The organism is Prosthecobacter vanneervenii (assembly GCF_014203095.1).
GTDB lineage: Bacteria > Verrucomicrobiota > Verrucomicrobiia > Verrucomicrobiales > Verrucomicrobiaceae > Prosthecobacter > Prosthecobacter vanneervenii.
Genome location: NZ_JACHIG010000006.1, coordinates 43,141 through 69,663, shown reverse-complemented (window position 1 = coordinate 69,663; position 26,523 = coordinate 43,141). Strand labels below are relative to the sequence as shown.

At 58.8% G+C, this 26,523-nt stretch carries 23 protein-coding genes; 11 read left to right on the top strand and 12 right to left on the bottom strand.

Features of this window, described 5'->3' with window-relative positions; genetic code table 11:
• Nucleotides 1-6: 6 nt before the first annotated feature.
• Nucleotides 7-972, bottom strand: a complete 966-nt coding sequence (msrP, locus tag HNQ65_RS14625) for a protein-methionine-sulfoxide reductase catalytic subunit MsrP (RefSeq protein WP_184340317.1) — start codon at nucleotides 970-972, stop codon at nucleotides 7-9.
• Between the two features lie 110 nt (nucleotides 973-1,082).
• Between msrP and HNQ65_RS14620 the strand changes: the two genes are divergently transcribed.
• Entirely contained in the window at nucleotides 1,083-1,880 is a 798-nt protein-coding gene (locus tag HNQ65_RS14620; protein WP_184340704.1) for a phthiotriol/phenolphthiotriol dimycocerosates methyltransferase, read from the top strand.
• On the opposite strand, the gene HNQ65_RS14615 is transcribed toward HNQ65_RS14620, so the two are convergent.
• From HNQ65_RS14615 to HNQ65_RS14590, 6 genes are all read right to left on the bottom strand, one after another.
• Nucleotides 1,881-2,207: an H-type lectin domain-containing protein gene (locus tag HNQ65_RS14615; RefSeq protein ID WP_184340316.1), complete on the bottom strand. Its 327-nt coding sequence runs from the start codon at nucleotides 2,205-2,207 to the stop codon at nucleotides 1,881-1,883.
• A 73-nt stretch (nucleotides 2,208-2,280) separates the two neighbouring features.
• Nucleotides 2,281-3,501, bottom strand: coding sequence for a molybdopterin-dependent oxidoreductase (locus HNQ65_RS14610; RefSeq protein WP_184340315.1), 1,221 nt, complete (start codon nucleotides 3,499-3,501; stop codon nucleotides 2,281-2,283).
• A 41-nt stretch (nucleotides 3,502-3,542) separates the two neighbouring features.
• Complete coding sequence (locus HNQ65_RS14605; protein ID WP_184340314.1) at nucleotides 3,543-4,151, bottom strand: hypothetical protein; 609 nt, start codon at nucleotides 4,149-4,151, stop codon at nucleotides 3,543-3,545.
• Between the two features lie 16 nt (nucleotides 4,152-4,167).
• Nucleotides 4,168-5,070, bottom strand: coding sequence for a uracil-DNA glycosylase (locus tag HNQ65_RS14600; protein ID WP_184340313.1), 903 nt, complete (start codon nucleotides 5,068-5,070; stop codon nucleotides 4,168-4,170).
• 66 nt (nucleotides 5,071-5,136) lie between these two features.
• A complete protein-coding gene (locus HNQ65_RS14595; protein ID WP_221306170.1) occupies nucleotides 5,137-6,264 on the bottom strand; it encodes an ABC transporter permease subunit in 1,128 nt (375 codons plus the stop codon).
• A gap of 6 nt (nucleotides 6,265-6,270) precedes the next feature.
• Nucleotides 6,271-7,341, bottom strand: coding sequence for a zinc ribbon domain-containing protein (locus tag HNQ65_RS14590; RefSeq protein WP_221306169.1), 1,071 nt, complete (start codon nucleotides 7,339-7,341; stop codon nucleotides 6,271-6,273).
• 125 nt (nucleotides 7,342-7,466) lie between these two features.
• On the opposite strand from HNQ65_RS14590, the gene HNQ65_RS14585 reads away from it, so the two are divergent.
• The 5 genes from HNQ65_RS14585 (at nucleotide 7,467) to HNQ65_RS14565 (ending at nucleotide 12,704) form a co-directional block, all read left to right on the top strand.
• Nucleotides 7,467-8,783 carry a Trx7/PDZ domain-containing (seleno)protein gene (locus tag HNQ65_RS14585; protein WP_184340312.1) on the top strand — a complete coding sequence of 439 codons (1,317 nt, stop codon included), beginning with the start codon at nucleotides 7,467-7,469 and terminating at the stop codon, nucleotides 8,781-8,783.
• 188 nt (nucleotides 8,784-8,971) lie between these two features.
• Nucleotides 8,972-10,093, top strand: coding sequence for a DNA-directed RNA polymerase subunit alpha (locus HNQ65_RS14580; RefSeq protein WP_184340311.1), 1,122 nt, complete (start codon nucleotides 8,972-8,974; stop codon nucleotides 10,091-10,093).
• A 41-nt stretch (nucleotides 10,094-10,134) separates the two neighbouring features.
• On the top strand, nucleotides 10,135-10,632 hold the full coding sequence (gene rplQ / locus HNQ65_RS14575; RefSeq protein ID WP_184340310.1) for a 50S ribosomal protein L17: 498 nt from the start codon (nucleotides 10,135-10,137) through the stop codon (nucleotides 10,630-10,632).
• Between the two features lie 322 nt (nucleotides 10,633-10,954).
• Nucleotides 10,955-12,007 carry a TIGR02597 family protein gene (locus HNQ65_RS14570; protein WP_184340309.1) on the top strand — a complete coding sequence of 351 codons (1,053 nt, stop codon included), beginning with the start codon at nucleotides 10,955-10,957 and terminating at the stop codon, nucleotides 12,005-12,007.
• 40 nt (nucleotides 12,008-12,047) lie between these two features.
• Nucleotides 12,048-12,704, top strand: a complete 657-nt coding sequence (locus tag HNQ65_RS14565) for a PEP-CTERM sorting domain-containing protein (protein ID WP_184340308.1) — start codon at nucleotides 12,048-12,050, stop codon at nucleotides 12,702-12,704.
• Between the two features lie 306 nt (nucleotides 12,705-13,010).
• Here HNQ65_RS14565 and HNQ65_RS14560 read toward each other — a convergent pair whose 3' ends face one another.
• A complete protein-coding gene (locus HNQ65_RS14560) occupies nucleotides 13,011-14,756 on the bottom strand; it encodes a hypothetical protein (protein ID WP_184340307.1) in 1,746 nt (581 codons plus the stop codon).
• 453 nt (nucleotides 14,757-15,209) lie between these two features.
• Here HNQ65_RS14560 and HNQ65_RS14555 point away from each other — a divergent pair, with 453 nt between their 5' ends.
• Both HNQ65_RS14555 and HNQ65_RS14550 read left to right on the top strand, forming a co-directional pair.
• Entirely contained in the window at nucleotides 15,210-16,478 is a 1,269-nt protein-coding gene (locus HNQ65_RS14555) for a Gfo/Idh/MocA family protein (RefSeq protein WP_184340306.1), read from the top strand.
• A 98-nt stretch (nucleotides 16,479-16,576) separates the two neighbouring features.
• Entirely contained in the window at nucleotides 16,577-16,813 is a 237-nt protein-coding gene (locus HNQ65_RS14550) for a hypothetical protein (protein ID WP_184340305.1), read from the top strand.
• 87 nt (nucleotides 16,814-16,900) lie between these two features.
• On the opposite strand, the gene HNQ65_RS14545 is transcribed toward HNQ65_RS14550, so the two are convergent.
• The 4 genes from HNQ65_RS14545 to HNQ65_RS14530 form a co-directional block, all read right to left on the bottom strand.
• Complete coding sequence (locus HNQ65_RS14545; RefSeq protein WP_184340304.1) at nucleotides 16,901-19,378, bottom strand: c-type cytochrome; 2,478 nt, start codon at nucleotides 19,376-19,378, stop codon at nucleotides 16,901-16,903.
• Nucleotides 19,379-19,477: 99 nt separating this feature from the next.
• Nucleotides 19,478-20,221, bottom strand: coding sequence for a platelet-activating factor acetylhydrolase IB subunit (locus tag HNQ65_RS14540; RefSeq protein ID WP_184340303.1), 744 nt, complete (start codon nucleotides 20,219-20,221; stop codon nucleotides 19,478-19,480).
• Nucleotides 20,222-20,279: 58 nt separating this feature from the next.
• On the bottom strand, nucleotides 20,280-21,347 hold the full coding sequence (locus HNQ65_RS14535) for a D-alanyl-D-alanine carboxypeptidase family protein (protein ID WP_184340302.1): 1,068 nt from the start codon (nucleotides 21,345-21,347) through the stop codon (nucleotides 20,280-20,282).
• Between the two features lie 8 nt (nucleotides 21,348-21,355).
• Nucleotides 21,356-22,066 (bottom strand): type I 3-dehydroquinate dehydratase, encoded by a 711-nt coding sequence (locus HNQ65_RS14530; protein ID WP_184340301.1) that lies wholly within the window; start codon nucleotides 22,064-22,066, stop codon nucleotides 21,356-21,358.
• A gap of 87 nt (nucleotides 22,067-22,153) precedes the next feature.
• Here HNQ65_RS14530 and HNQ65_RS14525 point away from each other — a divergent pair, with 87 nt between their 5' ends.
• The 3 genes from HNQ65_RS14525 to HNQ65_RS14515 all read left to right on the top strand — a co-directional run bounded on the left by HNQ65_RS14525 (nucleotide 22,154) and on the right by HNQ65_RS14515 (nucleotide 26,516).
• Nucleotides 22,154-23,521, top strand: a complete 1,368-nt coding sequence (locus tag HNQ65_RS14525; RefSeq protein ID WP_246438272.1) for a sugar transferase — start codon at nucleotides 22,154-22,156, stop codon at nucleotides 23,519-23,521.
• Between the two features lie 70 nt (nucleotides 23,522-23,591).
• The gene (locus HNQ65_RS14520; protein WP_246438269.1) at nucleotides 23,592-25,241 is read left to right on the top strand and encodes a CocE/NonD family hydrolase; all 1,650 of its coding nucleotides are present in this window, start codon (nucleotides 23,592-23,594) and stop codon (nucleotides 25,239-25,241) included.
• Nucleotides 25,242-25,262: 21 nt separating this feature from the next.
• On the top strand, nucleotides 25,263-26,516 hold the full coding sequence (locus HNQ65_RS14515; RefSeq protein WP_184340299.1) for a lactonase family protein: 1,254 nt from the start codon (nucleotides 25,263-25,265) through the stop codon (nucleotides 26,514-26,516).
• Nucleotides 26,517-26,523: the final 7 nt, after the last annotated feature.

Here is a 26,523-nt window from a genome sequence, read left to right as displayed (position 1 = left end):
GCCGGTTCAGAAGTATTCCTTGAGGTCCATGCCCGCGTAGAGATGCGCCACCTGCTCCGCATAGCCGTTAAACATCAAGGTGGGACGCGAGCCCATCTCGCCGATGCGCCGCTCATGCGCCTGCGACCAGCGAGGATGATCCACGGAGGGATTCACATTGGAGTAGAAACCGTATTCACCCGGATTGGCCAGGCTCCAGGTGGTGGGCGGCTCACGGTCCATGAGGGTGATCTTCACCACAGATTTGATGCTCTTGAAGCCATACTTCCACGGCACCACCAGACGGGCTGGCGCGCCGTTTTGATTGGGAAGTGTCTTTCCATACAAGCCGGTGGCCAGAAGCGTCAGCGGATGCATGGCCTCATCGAGCCGCAGGCCTTCGACATAAGGCAGATCAATGCCTGCATATACGGAGTCAGGCATCTGCTTGATGTCATGATAAGACTCAAACGCGACATGCGTGGCAGTGCTCTGCGGCTCCACCATCTTCAAAAGTTGCGACAGCGGAAAGCCCACCCACGGGATGACCATGGACCAGCCCTCCACACAACGAAATCGGTAGATGCGCTCGACGGATTCAAATTTGAGCAACTCCGCCAGATCAAAGGTGCGAGGCTTGTGCACCAGCCCACCCACCTGCACACTCCAGGGATCGGTGACGAAGTGCCGTGCCTTTTCCGCCACGGCGTGTTTGTCCGTGGAGAACTCGTAGAAATTGTTGTAGCCCGCGATGTCGTTGAAGGCGTTCACCTTTTCATCCGCTGCCAGAGAGGTCTGCACACCTGACTCTGCCACGGTAGCGATGGCCGCCCCCGTGTTACGCACCTCCGCCTGCGGACTGAAGGCACGATAGAGCCCCGCTGTGGCCAGCGTGGAGCCCGCCCAGATGGCGGACTTCATGAAGAAGCGCCGGTTGCGAAAAGTCTCCTCAGGCGTGACCTCGCTGGAGGGAATGGGGGAGCTGTCTCTCATGGCGTGTGCAGCAGGTGATGCCAGATACGAGGCACCAAAGGCAAGATTATTCCAGCAAAGCCTGCTTCAGCATGCACATTGCAGCCACCAGCCCACAGCGCTTCCGCCTCATGTCCCTCCTCGAACGCCTCTTCTCCGTCCCCGCTGTCCGCAAGGCCATCTGGCAGCTTTGGTATCCCTTTCTCACCCGGCGGCTACGCAATGAGGATGTGCTGTTTTTAAATTACGCCTTTGAAACCGAGCCGCCCGTGGGCCTGCAACTGGAGCCAGCAGACGAGCAGAACCGCGCCTGCATCCAGCTCTACCACCACGTGGCCACGCAGGTGGACCTGTGCGGCAAAGACGTGCTGGAAGTGAGCTGCGGCCACGGGGGCGGTGCCTCGTGGCTCACGCGCACACTGCATCCAGCCAGCTACACCGGTCTGGATCTGAATCCCGAAGGCATCTCCTTCTGCCAAAAGCGCCACCAGGTGGCCAGCATCCGTTTTGTGCAGGGAGATGCGCAAAAGCTCCCCTTTCCTGATGCTTCGCTGGATGCGGTGATCAATGTGGAGGCCTCTCACTGCTACCCGAATTTCCCCGGATTTCTGGCCGAGGTGGCGCGCGTGCTGCGCCCAGGGGGGCATTTGTTGTATGCCGATTTTCGCTTCAGCGACCAGTGGGCCGAGTGGGAGCAGGCAATCGACCGTGCGCCGCTCGAGATCGTGCAAACCCGCGACATCAGCGCCGAAGTACTGCGCGGCATGGAGCACAATGCTGCACGCAGCGAGGCTCTCGTGCTTCGCTGCCTCCCAAAGATGCTGCACCCTGCGGGCCGTGACTTTGCCGGCGTGCCAGGTGCACGTGTGTATGAGGCGCTCAAATCAGGCGAACTCTCCTACCGCTCCTGGTGCTTCCGCAAGGCGTGATCAGGCACCGATGGCCAGCCATTCAAACTCCACGGAGAAGACCCGTGTGGCATCCCAGGTGGTGATGACGGCCTGAAATCCCAGTTTTGTGATTTTCTGCGCCTTGATCGAGAGCCGCGCGCTCGCGCGACGGTCCACATCAAAGCCAGTAAGCCCAAGATGCACCACAGGCGGTGCCGCAAAAGGGGAGTCAAAAACCACTTCCCCCACAAAATGCCGTGCATCCATAGAATCCGGATAGACCACATCCAGCGTCCAGCCCTCAGTGAGAATTCCGACACCGACATTGGCCGAAAGCACTTTCCAGGGAACAGGAGATGAGTTCATGATGCCGACGTAGAGCAGCATCCGGGCCGGTCACCATCATCTTTGTTGTCACCAAAGAGTTTGAATAAGCAGCTTAGGCGATCACCTCCAGCAGCGCTTTCTGGATGTTGTTGCGGCCGGACTTGGGAAACGGCCGGGGCATCGGTTGGGCGTTGCCGTTTTCATCAAGGGTGCGGCAGCGTATTTCATACTTGCCCGCAGCCAGCTTGATGGGGGCAGCCACCCAGCGGCAGAGCGTGTGACGCAGCGGCCACTGTCGTGGCGTGCGAGTGGCAGCATCAAACTGCACGGGATGCAGCGGCGCGCCTTTAAAGCCCGAAATGCCGCTGCCATCAAAGGGTACGATCTGCGCATCCTGCCACGGTGCGGTGGTGAAATGCGGATCATTGGCCGGCAGCGGCGCACCTGCATCGCGCACCCAGTACTGCACCTTCTTCAGCCCCGAGATCCCCACCTGGGCGTTGCCGTGCAGTGAGAGTTCCTCTCCGGCGCGGAGCTTGTCGGGCAGATCGCCGAAACGTGCGAAGGTCTTGAGCCACGAATTGATGTCGTTGTTGCCGTTGGCGTAGGTGTCATCGGACTGGTGCGCATTGGTGAAGCCGATGCGCTGCAGCCACTTCACCGATTTGAAGCCGTAGGCCTCCGGCACGATCATGCGCACCGGGCCGCCGCGCTCACCAGTGAGAAACTCGCCATTAAGCTTGTAGCAGAGCATTACCGGCAGCTCTCCGGGTGGGTCCTCAAAGACGCGATTCATCGGCAGGTAGCATTTGAAGATCTGCTTGGGGTCCTCGTTATGATGGCCGTGATACCAGACGTGGCGCAGATTTTCCACCGGGCCGCATTCCCACAGCACATCGCGCAGCGGCACGCCCTCCCACAGGCCGTGCCCAAGAGGATCGGCCAGGTTGTTGCAGGTGATGACCTTAAGGTAGCTGACCGCCTTCGTCTTCGCGATCTCCATCAGCCGCTCAAAAGTCAGCGCGGTGCCATCACTACGCAGCATGGGGCGCTCGATCTTGGAGTTGCTGGCTGGATCGGCCATGATTTCGAGCTGCCAGGTCTCGCGCACCATGCCGATCTCCCGCAGCTTCTCAATGGGCTGCTGATAGGGCAGCGGCTTGCCGCGCTCCACATTGTAAAAGTCTCCCGATGGAGTGATGCAGCAGCCACCTTCCTCGCAGACGGGCCCGGCCTTCTTCCCGGCAGCCTGCGCCTCGGCATGGGTCAGCACTGCAGCGCCTGCAGTACCGAGCTTGAACAAATCACGGCGGGAAAGTGCTCTGGCCTTCATGCACCGGATTTAAACCCAGACCGTCGGCGAAAGACAAGCCTTCAATCCGGCAGCTTGCTGGATGCGGGCGGCCGCGAAGCGTCTTTCACCGTCACACCATTGCCTGCGTTTTCCAGGGTAGGGTCAAAGGCAAACTCAAAGATGGCACCGTCGAGCTTGTTGAGGATGTACTCCTGCATCAGTTCAACATCATCGGAAAACATGGCCTCCAGCCAGGCGCGGCTTTCGGGATCGCCGAGCTTGCCAAATCCAATGTTCAGCGTGCCATGCTCCTGCCCTTTGGCGGCCTTGATCGCCTCCATGCGCTTCTCCATCTCGCTTTGAAACTCCGGCACATCCAGCATCTGCGTAAAGCGCTCCATCATCGAAGTCATTTCCTCGTTCTTGGTCATCTCCTGGGGAGGAGCGTCTTTGTAGCGCCGGATAAAGGCATCCACCTTGCGCCTCACGGTCTCAGACACCTGCCGGGGCCGGTAGTGTTTGGGCTCGTCTGAAAGCACCGCATCCACAGGTTCAGCAGAGGCAACAGCCTTCGAAGGGGCAGCTTGGTCAGCCATTGCAGCAGGCTTGGCCCGTGTCGGCTGCCGATTAAGCCACACCAGCGCCAGGAACAACCCGGCCACCAGCAGCAGGATGTGATTCGCTCTCATGACATGATCAGTGTGGTTACTTGGCCTGGAAATAGCCGCGCTGCTTTTCACTGATGGGCAGGCCCAGCTTTTCCATGACTTTGAGCATGTCCTCCCAGACGGCGCGCTTGGCGCGGATGCCATCACCTGTTTTCTCCTCCCTCAGGATGTAGGATGGATGGTAGGTGACCATGGTGGGAATGCCGCTGGTGTTGTGAAACCGTCCGCGCAGGCCACCCACGCTGCCGGGGATGCCAAGCCCCTCTGCCGCAGTAGCCCCTAAGGCCACGATGACTTTGGGCCGGATGAGATCGATCTCCGTCAGCACAAAGGAAACGCAGGCGCGCATCTCCTCGGCGGTGGGCTTGCGGTTGCCGCTGCCCTGGTTTTCCATCGCTGGGCGGAATTTGCAGATGTTGCTGATGTAAACCTGCGAACGCTCCAAACCCATGGCCTTGAGAATAGCGGTGAGCTTCTGCCCGGCGGGCCCCACAAAGGGCTCGCGCAGTTTTTCCTCTTCCGCTCCAGGAGCCTCTCCCACCAGCATGAGGGAGGCGCACGGATCTCCCACCGCAAAGACCATGGTCTGACGCAGGCTGTTCAGGGAGCGCGCGGGCTCCCACTTCTCCGCCAGCACACGCAGCGCGGCGAGTTTCTCTTCCAGAGTGCTTCCGTCCACCTGGATCAGTCCGGCGGCGCGCCGGGGCTCTGGCGCAGGATTATCTGGAACAAGACGCTTGGCAGGCGCAGGCGTCGCTGCGGTCGCTGGCGTGGGCACGCTCTCCTGCCTGCGGGCGGCAGGCATCATGTCACTCAGCTTCGGCGCAGGCTCCTGCCCGAGCAGACGCTCCATCGTCCCTGGTCGCAGCGCGATATGCGTGCCCCCCTTGAGCTGGCGCTGCAGAAGGTGTTGTTTGAGGAGATCGGAGGCGGCGGACATGGATGGGGAATGCCCCATGAATGGCGAAACACCAGCAAATGTCGAATGAGTAAATCAGCCGCGCTTTCAGCCCCGCCCGCGGCTCAGCCGCATGTCCATCCACACCGCAAGGATGAGCACCACCCCGCGCGCGATGAATTTGCGCTCCGGCGGCACAGACATGAGCGTCATGCCATTGAGCAGGCAGGCGATGATGAGCGCGCCGAGCAGCACACCTAGCACGGTGCCCCGCCCGCCGCGCAAGCTCACGCCACCAATCACGCAGGCGGCCACCGCATCCAGCTCCATCAGATCTCCCACCGTGGTGGTGGATGAACCTGCATACGCCGTCTGCATAAAGCCCGTGATGGCCACGATGGCCCCCATGCCGCTATAGGCGGCGATCACCGTTCGCTGCATCGGCACGCCGGAGACAAAGGCAGCCTCCGAGCTGCCGCCGATGGCGTACAAGTGTCTGCCAAGCGCCGTGTGCTGCGTGACGGCATACACCACCAGCGTGACCCCGCCCAGGATGAGCGAGGGCAGCGGAATGCCGCGAAACTGACCGGTGACGAGCACAAAGAGCGCGATGGCCTGCGCGGCAATGAACAGGCGCAGAAACATCATCTCCCGGCTGTCCACGGCAAAACCATGCTCCAGCCTGCGCTTGCGTGCACTCAGCGTGGTAAAGACCAGCGCCATCACCAGACCTGCCGCCAGCAGCCATCCCAGCTGCACCGGCAGATAGTAGGTGGTGAGCAGAGAGTACAGATTGCTCTGCCCTCCGGGAGCCACGGGCACGGTGGCATTGTCAATCACCCGCCAGAAGAGCCCTTTAAAAATGAGCAGCGCCCCGAGCGTGACAATGAAAGACGGCATGCGCTCATGCACAATGAAGGCCCCCATGCCCATCCAGATGATGACACCACAGAGAAAGCCTAGCCCCAGCGCGGCAGGTGCAGGCAGGTGAAAATGAAACACCAGCACGCTGGCAATGCCGCCCAGCAGTCCCACGCCGCTGCCTGCGGAGAGATCAATGTGCCCCGGCAGGAGAATGAGCAGCATGCCCATGGCCAGCGTGGCCGTGATGGAAAGCTCCGTCACGAGCATGGATAGATTTCGCGCCCCTAGAAAGGCAGGCTCCTGCACGGCAAAGAAGACACAGATCGCGAGCAACGCGATGACGATGGGCAGTTCTCGAAAGCGGAGGTTCACGCAGGCTTAGTTTTGCTGTGACATGAAGATGCCGAGAATGATCAGCAAGATGATAATGGCGATGGTGATCTTGATCCAGCTCAGCGGATACTCGCCGGAAATCTTGCCGGTGGCTCCGTTCACAGCCACCTGATACGTCTTGGAGCCGTAGGTGTAAGTCAGCAGCCAGACCGGCAGCAGCACGTGTTTAAAGGTCAGCCCGCTGTATTCTGGAAAGATCTGCAGGTTGCGACTGGTATCTCCCGGGATCTCGGAGGTGCACTGGCTGCGCAGAATGGCATCCATGCGCTGGCGCGAGTCCTGCGCCGCCTGCACGAGATCGATCTGGTACTGCTCCACCACCCAGCCGGAGAGGTAGCCGGGATCATAGGGCAGCAAATCCGTCGTGGTGGGAAAGGGCTGCAGCTTTTCCAGCAGCGCGGGATGCACGCCTTTCGAGGCCGGGACGAGCACATCGTCAAAATCACTGCTTACATGTCCGGAAGCATACTCCCAGCGGGTATAGCGGGTGCGGTTGCCCTTGCTGTCTGTCTCATAATAATAGTAGCCCGCCTCCGCCTCCCAGGGGCACTCGGCATGGGCATCAAAGGTCCAGAACGGCAGGTAGAGGCCGTGCAGTGTATCCGTCATGGCCTTCTGACCGAGGGCGTTCGGTGCCCAGAAGTGGCTGCCATACCAGCGGCGGATGTCCTCCCGCACACGTCCCTGATCCACCTTGAAAGGAAGCTGGCTGCCGGGCCGGATGGGCGCACCCACATCATCCACAGCGATGATGGAGGGAGACCCGCAAAAGTCACAGCTCTGCGCCACCCTCTTTTCATCAAAGACGGAGATGGCATGGCAGCTCTGGCATTTCACGGTCTTGCGCACCGCCGCCCAGCCGCGCTGTTCGTCCGGGATGGAGCGCAGCGCGCTGACGAGATCGTTTTCCTCCACCAAGCTGCCGTCCTGTTTCAGTTCGGCGGGGGACACGGTGCCGCAGTAGGGACACACGAGCGACTGCTTGGCGGGCGTCCACACCGCCTCGGCACCGCAGGCCGGGCAGGCAAACTTGGAAATGGCGGTGACTTCAGGCATGGCTGCGCGTGGGGAGGGAAGCTGGCGCGATTAACCGGAAGAAACCGAAAGCTGTCCATTCCAAAAAAGCGGGTTGTTCGTTTTGGCTTGTCTTCCACCAGCCGCCCTGAAGACAATGCGCGGGCATGAAAGTTCCCCTGCTTATTCTGACCCTGGCTGCCATCACCTCCGCACAGGCCGAGGCCGTGAAAGACCGGGAAGGCGCCGTGCGCGGCGACAAGGCCCGCATGGAAAATGACCCGCGCTGGAATTGGAACGACCTGGATGGCGGCTTCCGCCTGGCCAAGACCACAGGCAAACCGCTCCTCGTGGTGCTCCGCTGTCTGCCCTGCATGTCATGCGCCGGCATTGATGCCAGCGTGCTGGAGGAGGCGTCTCTCAGCCCGCTACTTGACCAGTTTGTTTGTGTCCGCGTCATCAATGCCAACGCACTGGACCTCCACCGCTTCCAGTTTGACTACGACCTCTCCTTTTCCGCCATCATGTTTAATGGCGATGGCACCGTGTATGGCCGCTACGGCTCCTGGCAGCACCAGAAAGACCCAATGGACAAGACCACCACCGGCTTCAAAAAAGCCCTGGAGGCAGGTCTGGCCATCCACCAGGGCTACCCCGCCAACAAAAGCTCCCTGAGTGGCAAGCAGGGTGGCCCCACCCCCTATCAGACCCCAATCGAGTTCCCAGCCCTGGCCGGCAAGTACCAGAGCAAGCTCGACTGGAACGGCAAAGTGGTCGCCAGCTGTGTGCACTGCCACATGATCGGAGATGCCTACCGCGCCTATTATCGTAGCCAGAGCAAGACCGTGCCGGTGGAATGGATCTACCCCCAGCCCTCCATCGAGACGCTCGGGATCACCCTCGCCACCGATGAAGTCGCCAAAGTGGAGGCTGTGGCCGCGGACTCCCCAGCCGCCAAGGCCGGATTTCAGGCAGGAGACACCATCACCCACCTCAGCGGCCAGCCCCTTGTTTCCATCGCCGATGTGAGCTGGGTGCTGCACCGCTCTCCCGATTCAGGCCCTCTGACCGCCAAAGTCCTGCGCGCCAACAAGGAAACTGCCCTCACCCTAGACCTCCCCGCCGGATGGCGCCTACACTCGGATATTGGCAGACGAGTGGGCACCTGGCCCATGCGCGCCATGGCCTTTGGCGGCATGAAAATGGACGACATCCCCGATGAAGAGCGCGCCACCCTCGGCCTGGACAAGAGCCAGATGGCCCTGCGCGTTTTCTATGTCGGCGAGTTCGGCGAGCATGCGGCGGCCAAGAAGGAGGGCTTTAAAAAAGACGACATCATCATTCAGGTAGGCGACCTGAAACAGCGCCTGACCGAAAGCGCCCTCATCGGCGATCTCCTCCTGCACCACCTCCCCGGAGAGAAAATCCCCGCCACCGTGCTGCGCGGCCAGGAGCGCCTGGTGCTGAAACTGCCGCAGCAGTAGCCTTTTTGCCCCAGCGGACAGGCCTGCACGCCCCTAAAATCCCGGTTGCATTCCCAGGGCGGGCCTGCATTATGCCCGCCCCCTGCGAGCTGCCACATAGATCGCCGTTGGTCTCCGCGCCTGCCTCTCTTCGAGATGTGCAGGGTTCTCGCCCGGAGGTAACCCGGCACTTACCTAAACTCAAATACATGTCAGTACGTCTTGCCCGATTCGAGATGCCCAACCGCCTGGTGAAAAACGAGGCCACGGCTACCGAAACCTACGCCCAGTTCAGTGCCGAGCCCTTCGACAAAGGCTACGGTCACACCATTGGCAACTCCCTCCGCCGCGTGCTCCTCTCCTCCCTGGAAGGCGCCGCCATCACCTCCGTGAAAATCCGCGGTGCTGAGCACGAATTCACCACCCTTCCGGGTGTCCTCGAAGACGTGGTCCAGATCATCCTGAACCTCAAGAAGGTCCGCTTCAAGCACCACAGCGATGCCAAGGAGCCCCGCCTACTCTCCATCCTGGTGGAAAAAGAAGGCCCCGTGACCGCCGGAGACATCAAGGACGACAACCACTACGAAGTCATCAACAAGGACCTCGTGATCTGCACCCTCGACCGCAAGACCAAGTTTGAGTGCGAATTTGAAGTTCGCGTCGGTCGCGGCTTCTCCACCTGGGAAGAAAACAAGCGCCCCGACACCCCCATCGGCGTCATCCCGATCGACTCCATCTACAGCCCTGTCACCCGCGTGAAGTACGCTGTGGAAAACACCCGTGTGGGCCAGAACACCGACTACGACAAGCTGGTGCTCGACATCTGGACGGACGGACGCATCACACCGCAGGATGCCCTCCTGCAGTCTGCCGCCATCCTGCGCCACCACCTGGACGTGTTCGTCAACTACGACGACAAGGCCATCGAGTTCGAAGCTGCGCCGGAAGCCCAGAGCGAGGAAAACAGCGAGTTGCGCAAGCTCCTGAACATGAGCGTCAACGAGATCGAACTCTCTGTCCGCGCCGCCAACTGCCTGAACAACGCCAACATCACGAGCGTGGGCCAGCTGGCCATGAAGACCGAGGGCGAAATGCTCCGCTACCGCAACTTCGGCAAGAAGTCCCTCACCGAGATCAAGGAAAAGCTCGCCGAGCTGGGCCTGTCTCTCGGCATGAAGTTCGACCCTGCGCTGCTTGAGGCCACCCCTGGCGGTGTCTCCCTCCTGGCCCGCAGCAGCATGATCAGCGACGACGATGAAGAAGCCGATTCCCTCGACTTCAGCAAGCTGGTGGACAGCCACCTGCCCGACGCCGACGACGAAGACGAGTAATCACACACAACAGCAAGAATTTTTAGAAGTAAATTTAGGACATGAAACACGGAAGAAAAATCGTCAAACTTCAGCGCAAGCAGGACCACCGCGACGCGCTGCTCATGAATCTCACCTGCTCCCTCATCGAGCATCGCCGCATCCGCACCACGCTCGCCAAGGCCAAGGCTCTCCGCCCCTACGCGGAGAAGCTCGTCACCCTCGGCAAGCGCGGCACCCTGCATGCCCGCCGCACCGCCCTCTCCTCACTGCGTCACAAAGACATGGTGAAGAAGCTCTTCGAAGAGATCGCCGTGGCCTCCAAGGACCGCGTCGGTGGCTACACCCGCATCACCAAGCTCGGCCAGCGCCGCACCGACTCCGCCCCGATGGCCTACATCGAGTGGGTGGACGCCTACGCGCCCAAGGCTGCCGAAGCCCCCGCCCCTGAAGCCGCCGCCGAACCCGCTCCTGCGGAAGAAGCTGCCGCTCCGGCCAAGAAAAAGGCCCCTGCCAAAAAGAAGGCCGCCTCCAAGAAAAAGGAAGCCGCCGCTGAATAAGCAGCCAGAGATCCAGATCACACCCTGATCTACCCAGCGCGGGAGTCGCAAGACTCCCGCGCTTTTTTGTGTCCTGGCCCGCTCCCTGCAAACAAGAAAGCCCGAACCGACGACCACTCCCCGCACCAAATTTCTCAAATGTGATAAATTCAGCCTCTTTTTAAGAACTGAACGCCTCATGGAAAACTTTGTCACACATTTCCTGTAACGCCTGTGCGTCCCGTGGGTATAAGCAGTTGTTCCCATCGCACAGCCTCGCCAAAAAATTGATTTTTTTGCTATCCCCCGACGCGCCTTTTGATTATACATGCCTAATATTGCCATGAAGAAGCTTCACATTTCCCTACTCGCCCTTTCACTCGCGGCAGGAGCACTGCAGGCACAGGTATCGACAGATCCTGTCGGATTCACAACCATTAGCGTAGCTGGCAATGGCGGCTCTGGGCAGCCCGCATACACGTTTGCAACTTTGGGAATGTATAACGCGGTGGCTTATCAGTCCACAACCTCATCTGTGGGAGGATCTTCAACTCTCGTTGATGCAAGCGCCACTTGGGCAGACAATGCTTACAACGGAGCAAGTGGCCAAATCACGCACTACGTAGAAATCACCTCTGGCACCGGTGCAGGAACCACCTACGACATCATTGGCACAACTGCCGCCACTCAGTCCCTGACATTGAGCCAGCCTCTGCTTGCTGGGATATCAGCCGGTGCGACGTATAGAATCCGCCCACATTGGACTATCGCAGGTGTTTTCGGTGCTACCAATCAGAATGGACTCACCGGAGGCACTTCCACCACGGCAGACCAAGTGCTTGTTTGGAACTCATCCACTCAAGGCTACACAACTTATTACTACAAGACAGCAGGCTTAGGCGGAACAGGCTGGAGGTCATTCAATTCCACATCTACCGATGCCAGTGGCACTGTTCTCTACCCAGATGACGGTTTCATTATTGTTCGCAATCAATCCAACGCAACATCGATCACAATTACTGGATCTGTCAAAACAGGTCAGAGCGTTATTCCTGTGCCTTCAGGTTACACCCTCCTCGGAAATGTTTACGCAACTTCAATGACCTTGGCTAGCTCAGGATTGTACACTGGCAACTCATCAACCGGAGTCGCTGGCGGCACATCCACTACAGCAGATCAAATCCTGATTTGGAACCCAGGTGCCTCTGGCTACGACACATACTACTATAAGACATCTGGCTTGGGTGGCACCGGATGGCGCTCGTTCTCTTCCGCATCCGCAGACGCTAGCTCTACTCCCATTCCTGCGGGGGCGGCAATTTTTGTGAATCGCATTGGTGGCAGCGGCACTGGATTCAACTGGGTCGCCCCGCAACATCCAGCAAGTTTCAACTGACTTCTATTGGTCTTAATCAGACAACAACTGAAATTAAACAATGAAAAAGTTTCTATTTTTAGTTAGTAGCGCACTAGTCTTCGCGGCTAGTTCGCATGCAGCGACAATTAACTGGGGGGCCCAGAACACCGTAGGTTTGGCAGATGCAAGTGGTGCAGCTCTAGCGCAAGGCAGTCTTGTTCGCCTTGGATACTTCACAATCACGGATTCGGCAATCTCAACCGCTGTAGCTTCAGGTAACATGAGCACACTGACTTCTTCATGGGTTTCCGTTGCTGACACCACAGTAGGCACTGGAACTGGGGTTGCAGGTTCATTCACTCTCACCTCCACTCCAAGTTTGTCTGGAGCTAGTTTGGGTCACCAGATTTATCTTTGGGCGCTAAACGCAGCAACTGTAGGCTCTGCAACGCAGCAGGCTATTTTTTACGAACCCTCAACAACAAATTCCAGCTGGAATTTTCCAGGCACAAATCTTACAAGCACATCGATAGATATTGAACAAGCCAAGGCCTCTCTGGGAGGAACATATTTGGCCGGCAGCTTCCAAACAAGTAATGCAGCACTCACCGCTCTTTTCAGTGCTCCAACAGGCGCTGTTCAGCTCCAGTCTATCTCAGTCGCTCCTGAACCTTCACGCATGTTTCTCATCTTCGCTGGTGCAGGAGCTTTCCTGATTCGTCGTAGAAGGCTCTAAGCGATAGCCACAGATTTGAATTTACTGAAAGCGGCTGCTATGCAGCCGCTTTTTTGATATCAGGCAGCAGGTTATTGAATCGATTACGCACAATTCCCCGCTGTATGACTAAATGTGCAGATTTTCAAACAGACTTAGTTATGCCATTTGACAGCACGTTCACATTTTCACAGGCGCTTGCTTTGAGCTGAAATTTTTAGGCGCCGTAACAGCACAGCGAGCGTCCCCTTGGATGCTGAGCCAACCAAATAATAAAAAAGCATCTATCCTAACCGCCATAGAATTTAGGATGCAAACACTCTCACATCAAAACGCCAGCTTCAAAAGTACTTCTTCTTCTGGCAGCAACACCTGAGACGGTACTTTTTCAGCGATTGGAAAGGCACGAATTTGATCCCCTTGGAAAGCAAGCAATCCGGCACACACAGCCCTTTCCCCCAGCGTAAATCCCTCTAATGTTTTGATTCTGCAGAGATTGGCAGCGACTTGAGCCTTGTCATTGAGACGATAAGCTTTCAGAGCACAAAGCAGTTCATAAACATTGCCGGGCCTGTTTCCCAGATCGTTCTTGGCCGCGGTCAGAAGGGTGGTTTCAATCTGCTCCCCCCTCAATAACCGAAGATAGTCGTATCTCTGGGCAAGAATTTGATTCGCTGGTCGAAGGCTCACAAGCCGTTCGGCGACTCTCAAAAGTTGCCCGGAATCTTTGAGGATTTCAGCCATTTTCCAGCATTTGTCCATCATCTCGAATTCACGCCCAAACTCAGGAGCCGCCAGAAACTGATAAGCTTGAAAGGCCAGATCAGACATGTTCCCCTCCTCCGCCATTCGGGCCACCAGGTTCAACACAAAAACATCTTTGCTGATCTTTGCCTCCCGAAAGGCCTCTTCCAAATGAGCCCTCGGCTCCAGTGCATCGGATGGATTGAGATGGCTGGCCGCCAGAGCCCGCCATGTACATGCCAGCCCATTGGCTACCGGCAGTTTTTTACCTTTCGGAATCAGAGCCAGCATTTCTTTCCATCGGCTTTCCGCAGCCAAGCCCTGGATAGTCATGGTAAAAACCTCCGGTGAACGCATCAAAGCTTCCTTGGAGACCGCAGGAGCAGACATGACGAGTTCCATAGCTCGTCGATGTTCCTTCTCTTGCGCGAGCCACAAAGCCAGTTGCACGGCCGTCTGGGCACCATCCTGACGATATTGATCGACTGCTTTCTTCAGAATGACTTCGCGCTGTTCTGGATCAAGCCGCAGGATCATCGAAACAATTTGCAGCTTATCCGTGGTGCCAACGCCAGACTTGTCAGCAAGCTCGAGCAGACGCCTGGCCTCGTTCAAGGTGAGCTTTGACTTACCAAGAAGCACAATGGCTTTTTGCCCATATTCACCCTTTTCTCCGGCAAGCTTCCAGAGCTTCTCCATGGCGGCAGTTTGCAGCTCTGGAAACGATGCCTGCAGGTCGGCGGAGGCTTGGAGCAAAATCACCTCCGGATTGCCCGGAAACATCTGCGCCATGTGATGTTCTTCCATCTTGGCTTCACGCATGTGACCTTCCTCTTTGAGAGTCTCGATGTTGAGCCTCATGTACTCCACGGTTTCACGTTTCGCCGCAGGAATACTCTCCAGTGCTCTGCGAGCTGCAGCTACATTGCCCACAGCCAAACGCATTCTTGACCGCCAAAGATAATCCACAGGCTGCATTAATCCTTTTGCATCCAGTTTGTCCAAAGTACTGTCCAGCAATGCTGGCTCTACACGGGCACCTTCCAGAAAGTCTGCCACCACACGCAGATACTCAGCCTTGTCCTGATCCTTAGCATTCACATGTCTCAGAGCCTCGACGGCAGCCGGCCAGTCTTTGGCGGAAATGGCCTGCCGGGCCTTGCCGATCCAGTGGTCTGATCCGCGCAGGCGGGAGAAGTCAAACTTGAGGGCAACCATGGAAATGACTCCGATAAACACCGCGACGATGGAAAACCAAGTCAGCATCGCGAAGGGGGAGATCACCCCATGCTTTGGGGGCACCAGTGAATCGCTGTGGTATTCAGGCATTGAAGTATTAGCTGGAGGAGGGAGGCTATCAGAACCTTCAGTCAGGCACGTCGGCAGTATTATGTAGCCGAAAGCCGGGCTGTTATCAACGACCGCCCTTGCGTATGCTGGGCTATGATGAGTGGCCCTCAGCCCCCAGTGTTGTCTATCGCCGTTCATCTCGATGCGGAATCTCAGAGTATCGCCAGCTCGGAGCTGTCGTGTGCAGCCCCCCTGGCACACGGCAAGCTCGGTCTGACCATCGCTGCAGGTTCGGTCCTTTGGCCCGCCGCCAACGTCACCATTGGCTCGAATTCCAACACCAGCGGATGCGGAACGACAGCATGCCGTGTTGGAAACCTCAAGACCGCCCAACGGGGAGCCTGCCAACCTCACCAAAACACAGGAACCCGGCACTGATGTATCAACATGGCCTGTTGCATGCCGCCCGGCTCCGCCTTCCATGAGGCAACCATGGAACCCACCATCAAGATCGCCCTTGTCGGCGCCGGCATGTTCGGCGGAGATGTGCACGCACGTGCTTACGCAGACCTTCAGCGCTTTGGCATCGCCGGCCAGCTCGCCCGCGTGGGACTGGACAAATACTCCCGCGAACTCGCCGGAGTGAAGTTTGACCTCGTGGCTGTGGCCACCCGCAGCGAGAAATCCGCCCGCAAAGCCGCCGCCGCCTTCAAGGATATCACCGGACACGAGCCACAGGCATTCCACGGCGATGAACCTTGGAACGACATCCTGGCCGCCTTCCCCGATCTGGATGTGATGGCTGTGGCCACGCCTGACCACTTGCACACCCAGCCCATCCTCGCCGCCCTGGCCAGAGGCGTACACGTGCTGACGGAGAAGCCCATGTGCCTCTCCATTCAGGAGTCCGACGAGATCATCGAGGCAGCCAAGGCCAAAAACCTGATCGTGGCCGTGGACATGCACAAGCGCTACGACCCGGACCACCTGCGCATCCGTGATGACATTCAGAACCGCATCGGCGCACCGCTCTACGGCACCGCCTATCTTGAAGAGCCGCTCGAGGTCAGCACCAGCACCTTCAAGTGGGTGGAAAGCAGCGACCCCTTCAGCTATGTGGGCCCGCATTGGACGGACCTCATCTGGAGCTACTACAAGAGCAAGCCCGTCTCCCTCACCGCCGTGGGTCAGAAAAAGCGTCTGGTACGCGACGGCATCAACGCCTTCGACGCCGTTCAGGTGCGCGTGGACTTCGACAACGGCATGTCTATCAACTTCCACAACAACTGGGTGACGCCCGCCGACTTTGAAGGCCCGGTCAATCAGGGCCACGAGATCGTAGGCGCAGACGGCAAGGTGGAAAGCGACCAGCAGTACCGTGGATTCCGCTGGTGGAATCAAGGCGGCGGCTCCCGCACCAGCAACAACCACTTTACCCGCGAAGTACTCCGCCCGGACGGCAGCAAAGGCTACATCGGATATGGTGTGGATAGTCTCACAGTCGGCCTGGTCGCTATCTGCCGGGTCAAGTTTGCCAAGGAATCGCGGGATGCTGTGGCGGAGCTCTATCCTACCGCTGAAGAAGCTCGAATTACCTGTGCCATTGTGGATGCAGCAGCCCGTGTAAGGGACCTGAACTGGAAATACATGCAGGAGGGCAAAGGCGCCACAGTCACAGCACGTTTCGGGAAAGACGGCATCACTGTTATTGATCCTAACTCATCTGAAGTCTTCCAAAGTATCTATGACAAAGCACTCTAAATGCTTATGTAATAGGCATTTGACTATATGTTCTTTACTTGACTTCATGCTAAGCCTTTTATAAACAAGCCTTTGCAATCCAACAATTAAAAAAAATCATGCTCTCCTCCTCCCAACTGCGCCGCGCCGCCAAGCTGCAGGAAAAAATCGAATCTATGCAGCAGGAACTGGCCAGCCTGCTTGGCGGTTCTTTTTCTGCCGGATCTTCTGAGGCCAAACCTGCCCGCAAGAAGCGCGAAATGTCCGCCGCCGCCCGCAAAAAGATCGCTGATGCTCAGCGCAAGCGCTGGGCCAAGCAGAAGGGCGAAACCCCCGCTGATAAAAAGGCCAAGTAATTTCCTGCTACGACTTTCATCGTAGATAACAAAAAAGCTCCAGTTCGGAAGAACTGGAGCTTTTGTTTTTCAGATTAGCATTGCCGCTTACTTGGCAAACATGGGATCCTCAGGATTGCCCTTGCTGAGAAGATAAGCCAGCAGATCGAGGATATCATCTTCCTTGAGCATGAAGAGAAGCCCCATGGGCATCATGCTGATCTTGCTCTCCTCCGTTTTCACCACCTTGCGGGCATCGACATTGGTAAAGTTGTTGGGGTCCATCATGTTGGTGCAAACCATCATGGTGTTTTCCTTCATGTTGGCGATTCGGCCCACCACCGTGCTTCCATCCTGCAAAGTGAAGACTGTGCTGCCGTACTGGTCGCTGATCTCCTTGCTCGGGTTGAGGATATGCTCCAGCAGATCGCGCGGGCTGTACTTGCCGGCCACACTGGTCAGGTCCGGCCCCACGGCACCTCCTTCATTGTTGAAGCGATGGCAGGCAAAGCAGGTGGCAGCCCCAAACATGTTGCGGCCGTTGGCAAAGTTGCGGTTGCCCTCCAGCCCGACGCCGAGCGACTTGCTCAGCTCCTCCAGCGTCCAGGCTTTCACGAACTGCATCGGCTTGGCCGTAAAGGTCGGAGCCTTGGCCTCCGGCTTGGCATCCAGCACATCCTTGATGGCCAGCTTTTCCTCCTCAGACATCGTGGAGAGGGCATTGGTCTTGATCTCGCCAATGAAGAGGTCAAATGAGGCACCACCTTTATAGTTCGCCGCACGCAGGAACCAGTTGAAGTAGTCGGCTCGCAGCTCCTTCGTCCAGCCAGCTTTGGCAAAGCGAAGGATACGTGCGTAGTCGATCTGCTCCTCTTGGGTGGGAGAGCCATTCACCAGCGGCTCGGCTTTGGCCACGATGCTGGAGTCTCCCAGATAGACGAGCACCTCGCAGAGATCACGGTTCAGGGCAGGATCATTGGTGGGAAAGAGCGGGCTCAGGTGCTTGACCAGAGCCTCCTTCGTCGCTGCATCCGGCTCGCCCATGCGGGTAAAGGCCAGCATGTAATCACGGATCAATGTCACACGGTCGAGGCCCTTCAGCGCTTTGAAGTCGATCTTGTTGAGCGCGGCCAGGATGGGCTGCTGCAGCGCCTTGTCTCCACCACTGCTGCGCGCCAATGCCATGAGCGCCGTCAGAGCAGCACGCGGATTGGATTCGCCCAGCGCCTTGTCTTTCCACGTGGCGATTGGCTGATGCTCCAGCGCGATGCGGGCTGCGAAACGAAGACTGCGGTCTGAAGAGGCAAGATGCGGCCAGGCAGCCTCAACAGCTTTGGGATCTTGTGTGCCGTGAAATGCTTCGAGTCCGGAGCGGACCAGCGGCTTTTCTTCAGGCTGCACTGCAGGGGTCAAGGAGTCATTACCCGTATAAGTCACGCGGTAGAGTCCGGACTGCACCTTGCGACCGCCCACACTCACATACATGGCCCCGTCCTTTTTCGAGACTTCGATGTCCGTCAGCGGCAGCGGCGAGGCGCTCATAAACTCCTCGGCAACTCCAGTATAACCACCGCCGTTGGGTGAAAGATGCACGGCATACATTTTGCCATAGCTCCAGTCGCAGATGTAAAGCGCCTCCTGATACTTGGCGGGAAACTTGGCTCCATAGCCAAACGCCACACCCGTGGGCGAGCCTGGGCCGATATCCACCACAGGCGGCAGGCTGTCCTCCCAGCGTACGGGCCATTTCTTGCTGCAGGTGCGCCAGCCGAATTCGCCACCGCTCTGCATGAAGCACACACGGGTGGGGCGGTACCAAGGCATGCCGGTGTCCCACTCCATGTCCGCATCAAAGCCAAAGATGTCGCCCTTATGATTCATGGCGATGTCGTAGGTGTTGCGGGTGCCTGTGTTCACCAGCTCCCACTTCTTGCCATCGAGATCCGTCTTGGCCATCCAGCCGCCGGGAGCCAGCACATCACGCATAAAGCCACGGCCGAGCAACATGGGGTAAAGCTGGTCTTCAGCCCAGTGGCGCGGCACCCTGCTCGTCTCGCAGCTTGGTTCAGGCGTCTGGTTGCCACACATCACATAGAGGCTCTTGCCGTCTTGGGAGGCAATCACGCCATGAGGGCCATGCTCGCCGGCTTTACCGGGGAAGGAGCGAAGCTGCTCCACCGTGTCAAACTGGTCATCCCCATTCGTGTCCTTGCAGCGGTAGAGGCCGCGGCCCTGATAGGCTTCGTCATTCACCACACCGTAAAGCGCTCCCGCATGGTAGAGCAGCCCCTGGCAGTGCCCGAAATCCACGGCCAGCTTTTCCACCTTGGTTTCCCTAGGGCTGCCATTCAGCGCCGGCGGAGTGATGCGGTAGAGCGCGCCATACTGATCGCTGCAAATCATGCGGCCTTTGTCATCCTGCGTCATGGATACCCAGGAGCCTTCCTGCTCCTTGGGCACGGAGTAGAGAAGCTCCACCTTGAAGCCTTTCGCTATTTTAACCTTGTCCGCCGGTGTGGCCTGGTCAGCCATCTGGGCGAATGACGCGGCCGCAGTGAGCAGCAGAGGAATGAGAGTGTATTTCATGGTTCGGAAAAAAGAACGGACAGCAAGGCGAGTGAATTGCGCAGGGCGTGGGAAAAAGAAAAAGCGGGGACACCCAGTCCCCGCTTTCCTTTGTTATGTTTACTTCATGAGTTCTTTGACCTTGCTCTCGATGGCATCGGCCCAGAGCTGGTAACCTTTGGCGTTGAGATGGAGCAGGTCGGGCATGATCTCCTTGGGCAGGGTGCCGTCTGGCTGCAGGAAGGTGCTGCCAATGTCCATGTAGGAGATGCGTTTGCCGTCAGCAAAGCCGGAGATGAGGTTGTTGGTGGCGGCGTTCTGCTTGCGCATCGGATCGTCCTTGGTGGCTCCACGGGGGAAGATGCCCAGCAGCAGCACCTTGGTCTGTGGCATTTTTTTGCCCAGGATGTCGAGGATCATCTTCACCCCCTCGGCGGTCTGCTCAGCGCTGCTGACATAGGCCACGTTGCCATGCTCCTTGGCCGGGCGGCCCTGATGGCCGGTGTTGTTGGTGCCGATCATGAGCACGATGAGCTTGGGATTCAGGCCGTCAAAGTTGCCGTTCTGCAGGCGCCAGATCACGTGCTCGGTGCGGTCGCCTCCGATGCCGAAATTGGCAGCCTTGTGAGGTGCCCAGGTCTTGGCCCAGACTTCCTTGCCATTGCCTTCCCAGCCCTGAGTGATGGAGTCTCCCAGAAACACCAGCTGGGCCTCGCCCTTCTTGGAGATTTCGTTGAAGCTCTCGTGGCGTTTCACCCAGCCGCCTTCACGGGGCTTGGGGTCGATGGCAAGATTCTTGGCCTCGTCAGCAAAGCTGGCGGTGGCAACACAGAGGGTGGCAAGCAGAAGGGTGTGCAGTTTCATGGTCGGAGGCGGCGATGATGCCGGGAAGCCATGAAACAGGCAAGTCGTGATTCTTATTTCACGCCTTCAGTGCCCAGTCCAGCAGCGCCTGCGCGTCACGCCAGACACCCTCGTGGCTGTCGTTGAGAATGACTACAATTCGGCGGCGGCCATTGCGCTCTCCGGTGGCCACGAGGCAGTAGCCGGCGGCTTCGGTAAAGCCAGTCTTCATCCCATCGCAGTAGCTGGCGGTGCGCAGCACGCGGTTGGTGTTGGCCAGGTCAATGGATTTGCCATCCGGCTTCACAAACTTGTAGCTCTGCAGCTTCACGATGGCTCGAATGTCCGGCAGCTTGTCAGCCGCCTTGGCGATCACTGCCAGATCTCGCGCGGTCGAGTAGGGATCTTCGTCAGTGAGAGATGGAAGTCCGTGCGGATTGACGAAATGGGTGTTTTGCAGACCGAGCTGACGTGCGCGATCATCCATCTTCTGGGCAAAGGCGGCCACGCTGCCAGCGTTGTCACGCGCCAGCGCCTGCGCGATGTCGTTGGAGCTTTTCACCAGCATGGCGGTCAAGAGCTGGCGGCGCGTGTACTGCTCGCCCACCTTGAGGCCGATACGCACCGGGGCACACTGCGTATCCGCAAGCTCCACCGTGACCACCTTGTCCAGATCCCCCGCCTCGACGACGAGCAGGCCGGTCATGATCTTTGTGGTGCTGGCAATGGCGCCACGTTGGTCGGGGTTCTTTTCAAAAAGCACGTCGTCTGTTTCAGGATCGATGACAATGCAGCGCCCTGCGGTGATCTGGGGGATGGAGCCACGCAGGTTTTTGATCTCGATTTCGCGACGGACTTTCTTGGTCTTTTCGATCTCATCGGCCAACTGCGTCTCGAGCTTTTTCTTCAGCTGCTCCACAGCGGCCTCACGCGCGGCGATGTCCGCCTTGGCCTGGGCGAGCATCTGCTTCTCGGCGGCAAATTCCTTCTCCCGCTTGGAGATGGCAGCCGACTTAGCCTCCACCTCCTCCTCGCGCCACTGCAACTGCTGCTCACGTTTGGGATCGTCGCAGCCGGTGATAGATGCGCAGAAAAGGCCGGCCAGCATGGCGCGGCGGAGATAGGGGGGCTGGCAGCGGAAGATCATTTCAAATTTTAAAGTTCAGCGAGGAGTTCCTTCAGGCGGGCGACAGGCCACTGGCCAGGAGCATTTGAGACACCAATAAAGCCGTAATTCAAGAGGCTGCCACATTTAGCCAGCACCAGACGTGAAACACGCCCCCACGGCCCCATGCCCATGGCGGAGAGCCGCAGGCGGTGGGTCTCCCCTGCCAGCTTCATGAGGCGCGCCAGATCGTCCTGGGAGTTCAGGTAGGTGGCTATTTTGACGGCATCCACCCCGGCCTGCTGGGCGAAGTTCACCGCCCCACGCAGCACCTCGTCGGCGGGCGTGGCCTGAAAGTCATGGAAGGAGCCCACCACCGGCACACCGGCGGCCCGCGCCTTCTGGATGGTGCCCTGCATCTGCGCGGCGCTGCGCAGCTCCAGATCGATCAGCGTGGCCAGATCCAGCAGGGGTTCTATCATCGCCGCGCGGGCCTTGGGGTCCTCAGGCCCCTGACCTCCCTCGGCGGGGTGACGGGCCGTCAGCAGCAACGGCAGGCTGTTTCCAGCCAAGGCGGCGCGCAGCTCATCTGCGGGCACCTTCAGCTGATCGAGACGCAGTTCGGCCAGATCGCACAGGTTGGCACGGGCGGCATTGTCCAGAGAGAGCAGATGCTCCAAGGCAGCCGCATCAGACACCACTCCAACCGCGAGGGGCTTGGTGGAGAAAAGCAGGTTTTTAGAGGAAACGAGTTGAGCCATTGACTAGGCGGAGTATATTTTTAATAAATGTAAAGAAGTTTTATCGTTCTACGCGCCATTATGCTGGGCCGGAAGCAAGAAATCAATTTGCAGCTTACTGAACTGCTCGACAGCGCCTTGCTGGCTTTCTGCCTGTGGTTTGGTCACTTCCTGCGTGCAGACTTGGTTCCAGTGTTTTTCCCTGACGCGGTGACCATCCCGGCGATGGACAAATTTTACTGGGTGGTGGCTGTAGTGGCCCCCTTCACTCCTATCGTGCTGGAAGCTCGCGGCTTTTACTCAAACATCCACAACAAGACGCTCGGGCGCTCCATCCGCCAGCTGATCGAGGCACTGACCATCATCGGCATGTGCATCGCCTTCTGCATTGTGTTCTTCAAATGGGCGGTGGAAAGCCGTGCGGTGGTGGTCTTCTCCGTGGCGCTCGGTGCGCTCGCCCTGCTGCTGCGCGAATCCTGGCAGCGGGATATCATCCGGCGGCAGATGGCCTCTGGGAAAGGCCGCGAGCGCGTGCTCATCGCTGGCGCACAGGCGGACATCGAATCCTTCATGACTGGCATGACCACCGAGCAGCGTGCCGAAGTGGAGGTGCTGGGACAGATCGACATCATGCAGCGTCCCATTTCAGATCTCGTCGCTGCTCTGCACGAGCACAGCATCAGCCGCGTGCTTTTTGCCGCTCAGCATGTGCATTTCAGCAAGATCGAGGAAGCCGTGCAGGCCTGTGAGATGGAAGGCGTTGAGGCGTGGATTGCGGCGGATTTCTTCCAGACCGCCATCGCACGGCCCACTTTTGATGTGCTGGGCGGCCGCCTCATGCTGGTCTTCCATTCCACGCCGCAGGCCTCCTGGGAGCTGCTTTTCAAAGGCATCGTGGACCGCGTGGGGGCGCTCATCCTGCTGCTGCTCTCCCTGCCTCTGTGGCTCGTCGCGGTCATCGGCATTCGAATGGGTTCTCGCGGGCCAGTCTTCTTCAAACAGGAGCGCGCAGGCCTCTACGGCAAGCCCTTCACCATGTGGAAATTCCGCACCATGCACCAGGGAGCCGAGGCCAAACGTGGCGAACTGGAGGCGCATAATGAAATGGCCGGCCCCGTGTTCAAGATCACCAACGATCCACGCATCTTCGCCTTTGGCCGCTGGCTGCGCCGCACCAGCATCGACGAACTGCCGCAGCTCATCAATGTGCTGCGCGGCGAGATGAGTCTGGTAGGGCCGCGACCTCTGCCGGTATACGAAATCCAGCGCATCGAAAAGCATGCCCAGCGCCGCCGCCTTAGCGTGAAGCCCGGGCTGACCTGCCTCTGGCAGATCACGGGCCGCAACGGCATCAAGAACTTTGAGGAGTGGGTGGCGCTGGATCTCAAGTATATCGACAACTGGTCCCTCTGGCTGGACCTGCAGATCCTCGCGCAGACCCTCCCCGCCGTGATCCGCGGCATCGGTGCGAGCTGAGTATCAGGATTGGTGTCTTTTGCACCGCATGAGTGTGAAACGTGCCATGCACAGAGCCCGTAGTGGCTTGATGCGCCACGCTCTTTTACTTCTCCTGACCGCCTGCGCCTCCCTGCACGCCGCCACTCCTGCCAAGATCGACTTCGGTCCTGTGCGCGAGGAGCATCTCATGATCCCGATGCGGGATGGCAAGAAGCTCTCCGCCTATGTGTTCTTCCCACCAGGAGAGGGCAAATGGCCCGCCATCTTTGAGCAGCGCTATGCAGACATCAGCAGCGCGGGATCGCGCAAGGCAGCGGCCAAGTTTGCCGAGGGCGGCTTTGTCATCGCGCTGGTGAACTACCGTGGCACGCATGAGAGCGAGGGCGTGTACCGTGGCTATCGAGGCCTGCAATGGGGCCCGCTGAAGGACGGCTACGATGTGTGCGAGTGGCTGGCGGCACAGCCCTGGTGTACGGGCAAGATCGGCACCTATGGCGGCTCACAGGCTGGCTATGCGCAGAACTACCTGGCCGTGACACAACCACCGCACCTCGTGGCTCAGTACATGACTGACACCGGCCTGAGCCTCTATCAGGAGGGCTACCGTATCGGCGGAGCTACCAAACCGCAGCGTTTCATCAAAGGCGGTGCGGTGGCTCGCGAACTGAAGGATAACGAAGACATGCTGCGCGAGTGGGACCAGCATCCGGACTACGATGACTATTGGAAGGACGAGGACGCCTCGTTGCATTTCGACAAGATGAACTTCCCCTGCTTCACGATCGGGAGCTGGTTTGACTTCATGTGCCAGGGCAGCGTGGCTAGCTTCATTGGTCGCAATCAACATGGCGGCACCAATTCACGCGGCCAGCAACAGCTCATCATCGGCCCCTGGCTGCATGGCGGCTATCCAAAGTCGAACAAGATCGGCGAACTCGTCTTCCCTGAGAACGCCATGTTTGACGTGTACATGCACATGACCAAGTGGTTCAACCACTACCTCAAAGGCGAGAACAACGGCATCGAGAAGGACACCCCGGTGAAGTATTACGTCATGGGGGCCACCGGCGAGGAAGGTGCACCCGGCAATGTATGGCGCGAGGCCAAAGACTTCCCGCCCGCCAGCAAGGCCGCCGACTGGTTCCTGCAGCCCGATGGCAAGCTGGCCCCCGCCAAGCCCGCTGCAGCTAAGGCCAGCACCTCGTATCTGAGCGATCCTGTGCATCCCATGAGCCTGCCCTATGCTGGATTTCCCGGAGCCAAAGATGCGCGCGGCTTTGAAGAGCAGGCCGAGGTGCGCACCTGGACCACCGAGGTGCTGAGCCAGCCTCTGGAAGTCACCGGCCGCATCAAAGGCGAGGTCTTCGTGTCCTCCACCGCCAAGGACACCGACTTCTTCCTGCGCGTGACGGATGTGTATCCCGATGGCCGCTCGATCCTGCTCGTGGACTACCCGCTGCGCGCCCGCTATCACGAAGGCTTTGACCATCAGAAGCTGCTCGTGCCTGGAGAGGTGACCAAGCTCTCGTGGGACATCGGCTGGGTCAGCATCATCTTCAACAAAGGGCACCGCATCCGCGTCACCATCGCCAGCACCGGCGCTCCGTATTATGAGCCGAATCCGCAGACCGGCGCACCCATCAGCCATTTCATCACCGAGCCCGGCGTGCCTGCCATCAATACCATCTGGCATGACTCTGCGCATGCCTCCAAAGTCATCCTGCCAGTGCTGCCCTGATCTCTCCCCTTCCCCATCTTCATGCAAACACACGCTTCATCCCTTTCCCGCCGCTCTTTTCTCAGCACCGCACTCGCTGCAGGAGCGGCTTTTTCAGCGCAGGCCAAAGATCAGGCTCCGCTCATCGCTTACGTGGGCACCTTCACCTCACCGCTGCAAAACATGAAGGCTACGCAGGTGGACCTCCCTCCCGGAAACGGTCAGGGCATCCACCTCTTCGAAGTGAATCGTGAGACAGGGGCCATGACCCCTTGCGGGCTGTACAAGTCAGGCAGCAGCCCCAACTGCCTGGCCTTCAACGCCACGCGTACGGTGCTGTATTCCACCAACGAAACCGATGCCAACGGCAGCCACGAGGCAGGCACGGTGAGCTCCTTTGCCATCAATCCCAAGAACGGCGAACTGACACTGATGAACACCGTCAGCTCCGGTGGCAAGGGCCCCACCTACATCAGCCTGCATCCCTCCGGCCGCTTCCTGCTGGTGGCCAATTACTTCGGGGGGTCATGCTCGGTGCTGCCGGTCAAACCCGACGGCACCCTGGGCGAAGCCACAGACTTCAAGCAGGACACTGGCACCATCGGCCCCCGCAAGGCCACCAACGCACCTCCCGGCAGCTTTGCCTTCAGCGGGCACGATGGCACGCACTCCCACATGATCCAGGCCGATGCTTCGGGCCGTTACGTCCTGTCCGTGGATCTCGGACTGGACCAGATCCTGGTATGGAAGTTCGATGACCAAAAAGGCACGCTCACGCCAAACGATCCGCCCCATGTCTCCTTTCCTCCAGGAGACGGGCCGCGCCACTTTGCCTTTCATCCCAACAACCACTGGCTCTACTCCCTGCAGGAGGAAGGCTCCACGGTGGTGCTGTTTGACTATGACATCGAGAAAGGCCGCCTCACCTCCCGCCAGACCATCTCCAGCCTGCCGCCTGGATTTGCCGGCAGCAATTTCTGCTCCGAGATTCTCGTCTCAGCGGACGGACGCTTCGTCTATGTGGGCAACCGCCTGCACGACAGCATAGGCATCTTCGCCATCGGCAAAGACGGCACGCTCACCTTTGTGGCTGAGGAGTGGACGCACGGCGACTACCCGCGCAGCTTCAACTTCGACCCCACCGGCGAGTTTTTCTACAGCCTCAATCAGCGCGGCGACAACGTGGCCATCTTCCGCGTAAACCGGAAAACCGGCGTCCTCACCTTCACCGGCCACTACGCAGCCGTCGGCAATCCCTCGAGCATCGTGTTTCTGGATCTGGCGGAAGGCAAGTGAGCCGCAA

What these genes read in the sequence shown, in the direction of transcription:
- msrP (WP_184340317.1), bottom strand. Translation starts at nt 972, where the DNA reads ATGAGAGACAGCTCCCCCATTCCCTCCAGCGAGGTCACGCCTGAGGAG.
- HNQ65_RS14620 (WP_184340704.1), top strand. Translation starts at nt 1,083, where the DNA reads ATGTCCCTCCTCGAACGCCTCTTCTCCGTCCCCGCTGTCCGCAAGGCC.
- HNQ65_RS14615 (WP_184340316.1), bottom strand. Translation starts at nt 2,207, where the DNA reads ATGAACTCATCTCCTGTTCCCTGGAAAGTGCTTTCGGCCAATGTCGGT.
- HNQ65_RS14610 (WP_184340315.1), bottom strand. Translation starts at nt 3,501, where the DNA reads ATGAAGGCCAGAGCACTTTCCCGCCGTGATTTGTTCAAGCTCGGTACT.
- HNQ65_RS14605 (WP_184340314.1), bottom strand. Translation starts at nt 4,151, where the DNA reads ATGAGAGCGAATCACATCCTGCTGCTGGTGGCCGGGTTGTTCCTGGCG.
- HNQ65_RS14600 (WP_184340313.1), bottom strand. Translation starts at nt 5,070, where the DNA reads ATGTCCGCCGCCTCCGATCTCCTCAAACAACACCTTCTGCAGCGCCAG.
- HNQ65_RS14590 (WP_221306169.1), bottom strand. Translation starts at nt 7,341, where the DNA reads ATGCCTGAAGTCACCGCCATTTCCAAGTTTGCCTGCCCGGCCTGCGGT.
- HNQ65_RS14585 (WP_184340312.1), top strand. Translation starts at nt 7,467, where the DNA reads ATGAAAGTTCCCCTGCTTATTCTGACCCTGGCTGCCATCACCTCCGCA.
- HNQ65_RS14580 (WP_184340311.1), top strand. Translation starts at nt 8,972, where the DNA reads ATGTCAGTACGTCTTGCCCGATTCGAGATGCCCAACCGCCTGGTGAAA.
- rplQ (WP_184340310.1), top strand. Translation starts at nt 10,135, where the DNA reads ATGAAACACGGAAGAAAAATCGTCAAACTTCAGCGCAAGCAGGACCAC.
- HNQ65_RS14570 (WP_184340309.1), top strand. Translation starts at nt 10,955, where the DNA reads ATGAAGAAGCTTCACATTTCCCTACTCGCCCTTTCACTCGCGGCAGGA.
- HNQ65_RS14565 (WP_184340308.1), top strand. Translation starts at nt 12,048, where the DNA reads ATGAAAAAGTTTCTATTTTTAGTTAGTAGCGCACTAGTCTTCGCGGCT.
- HNQ65_RS14560 (WP_184340307.1), bottom strand. Translation starts at nt 14,756, where the DNA reads ATGCCTGAATACCACAGCGATTCACTGGTGCCCCCAAAGCATGGGGTG.
- HNQ65_RS14555 (WP_184340306.1), top strand. Translation starts at nt 15,210, where the DNA reads ATGGAACCCACCATCAAGATCGCCCTTGTCGGCGCCGGCATGTTCGGC.
- HNQ65_RS14550 (WP_184340305.1), top strand. Translation starts at nt 16,577, where the DNA reads ATGCTCTCCTCCTCCCAACTGCGCCGCGCCGCCAAGCTGCAGGAAAAA.
- HNQ65_RS14545 (WP_184340304.1), bottom strand. Translation starts at nt 19,378, where the DNA reads ATGAAATACACTCTCATTCCTCTGCTGCTCACTGCGGCCGCGTCATTC.
- HNQ65_RS14540 (WP_184340303.1), bottom strand. Translation starts at nt 20,221, where the DNA reads ATGAAACTGCACACCCTTCTGCTTGCCACCCTCTGTGTTGCCACCGCC.
- HNQ65_RS14535 (WP_184340302.1), bottom strand. Translation starts at nt 21,347, where the DNA reads ATGATCTTCCGCTGCCAGCCCCCCTATCTCCGCCGCGCCATGCTGGCC.
- HNQ65_RS14530 (WP_184340301.1), bottom strand. Translation starts at nt 22,066, where the DNA reads ATGGCTCAACTCGTTTCCTCTAAAAACCTGCTTTTCTCCACCAAGCCC.
- HNQ65_RS14520 (WP_246438269.1), top strand. Translation starts at nt 23,592, where the DNA reads ATGCGCCACGCTCTTTTACTTCTCCTGACCGCCTGCGCCTCCCTGCAC.
- HNQ65_RS14515 (WP_184340299.1), top strand. Translation starts at nt 25,263, where the DNA reads ATGCAAACACACGCTTCATCCCTTTCCCGCCGCTCTTTTCTCAGCACC.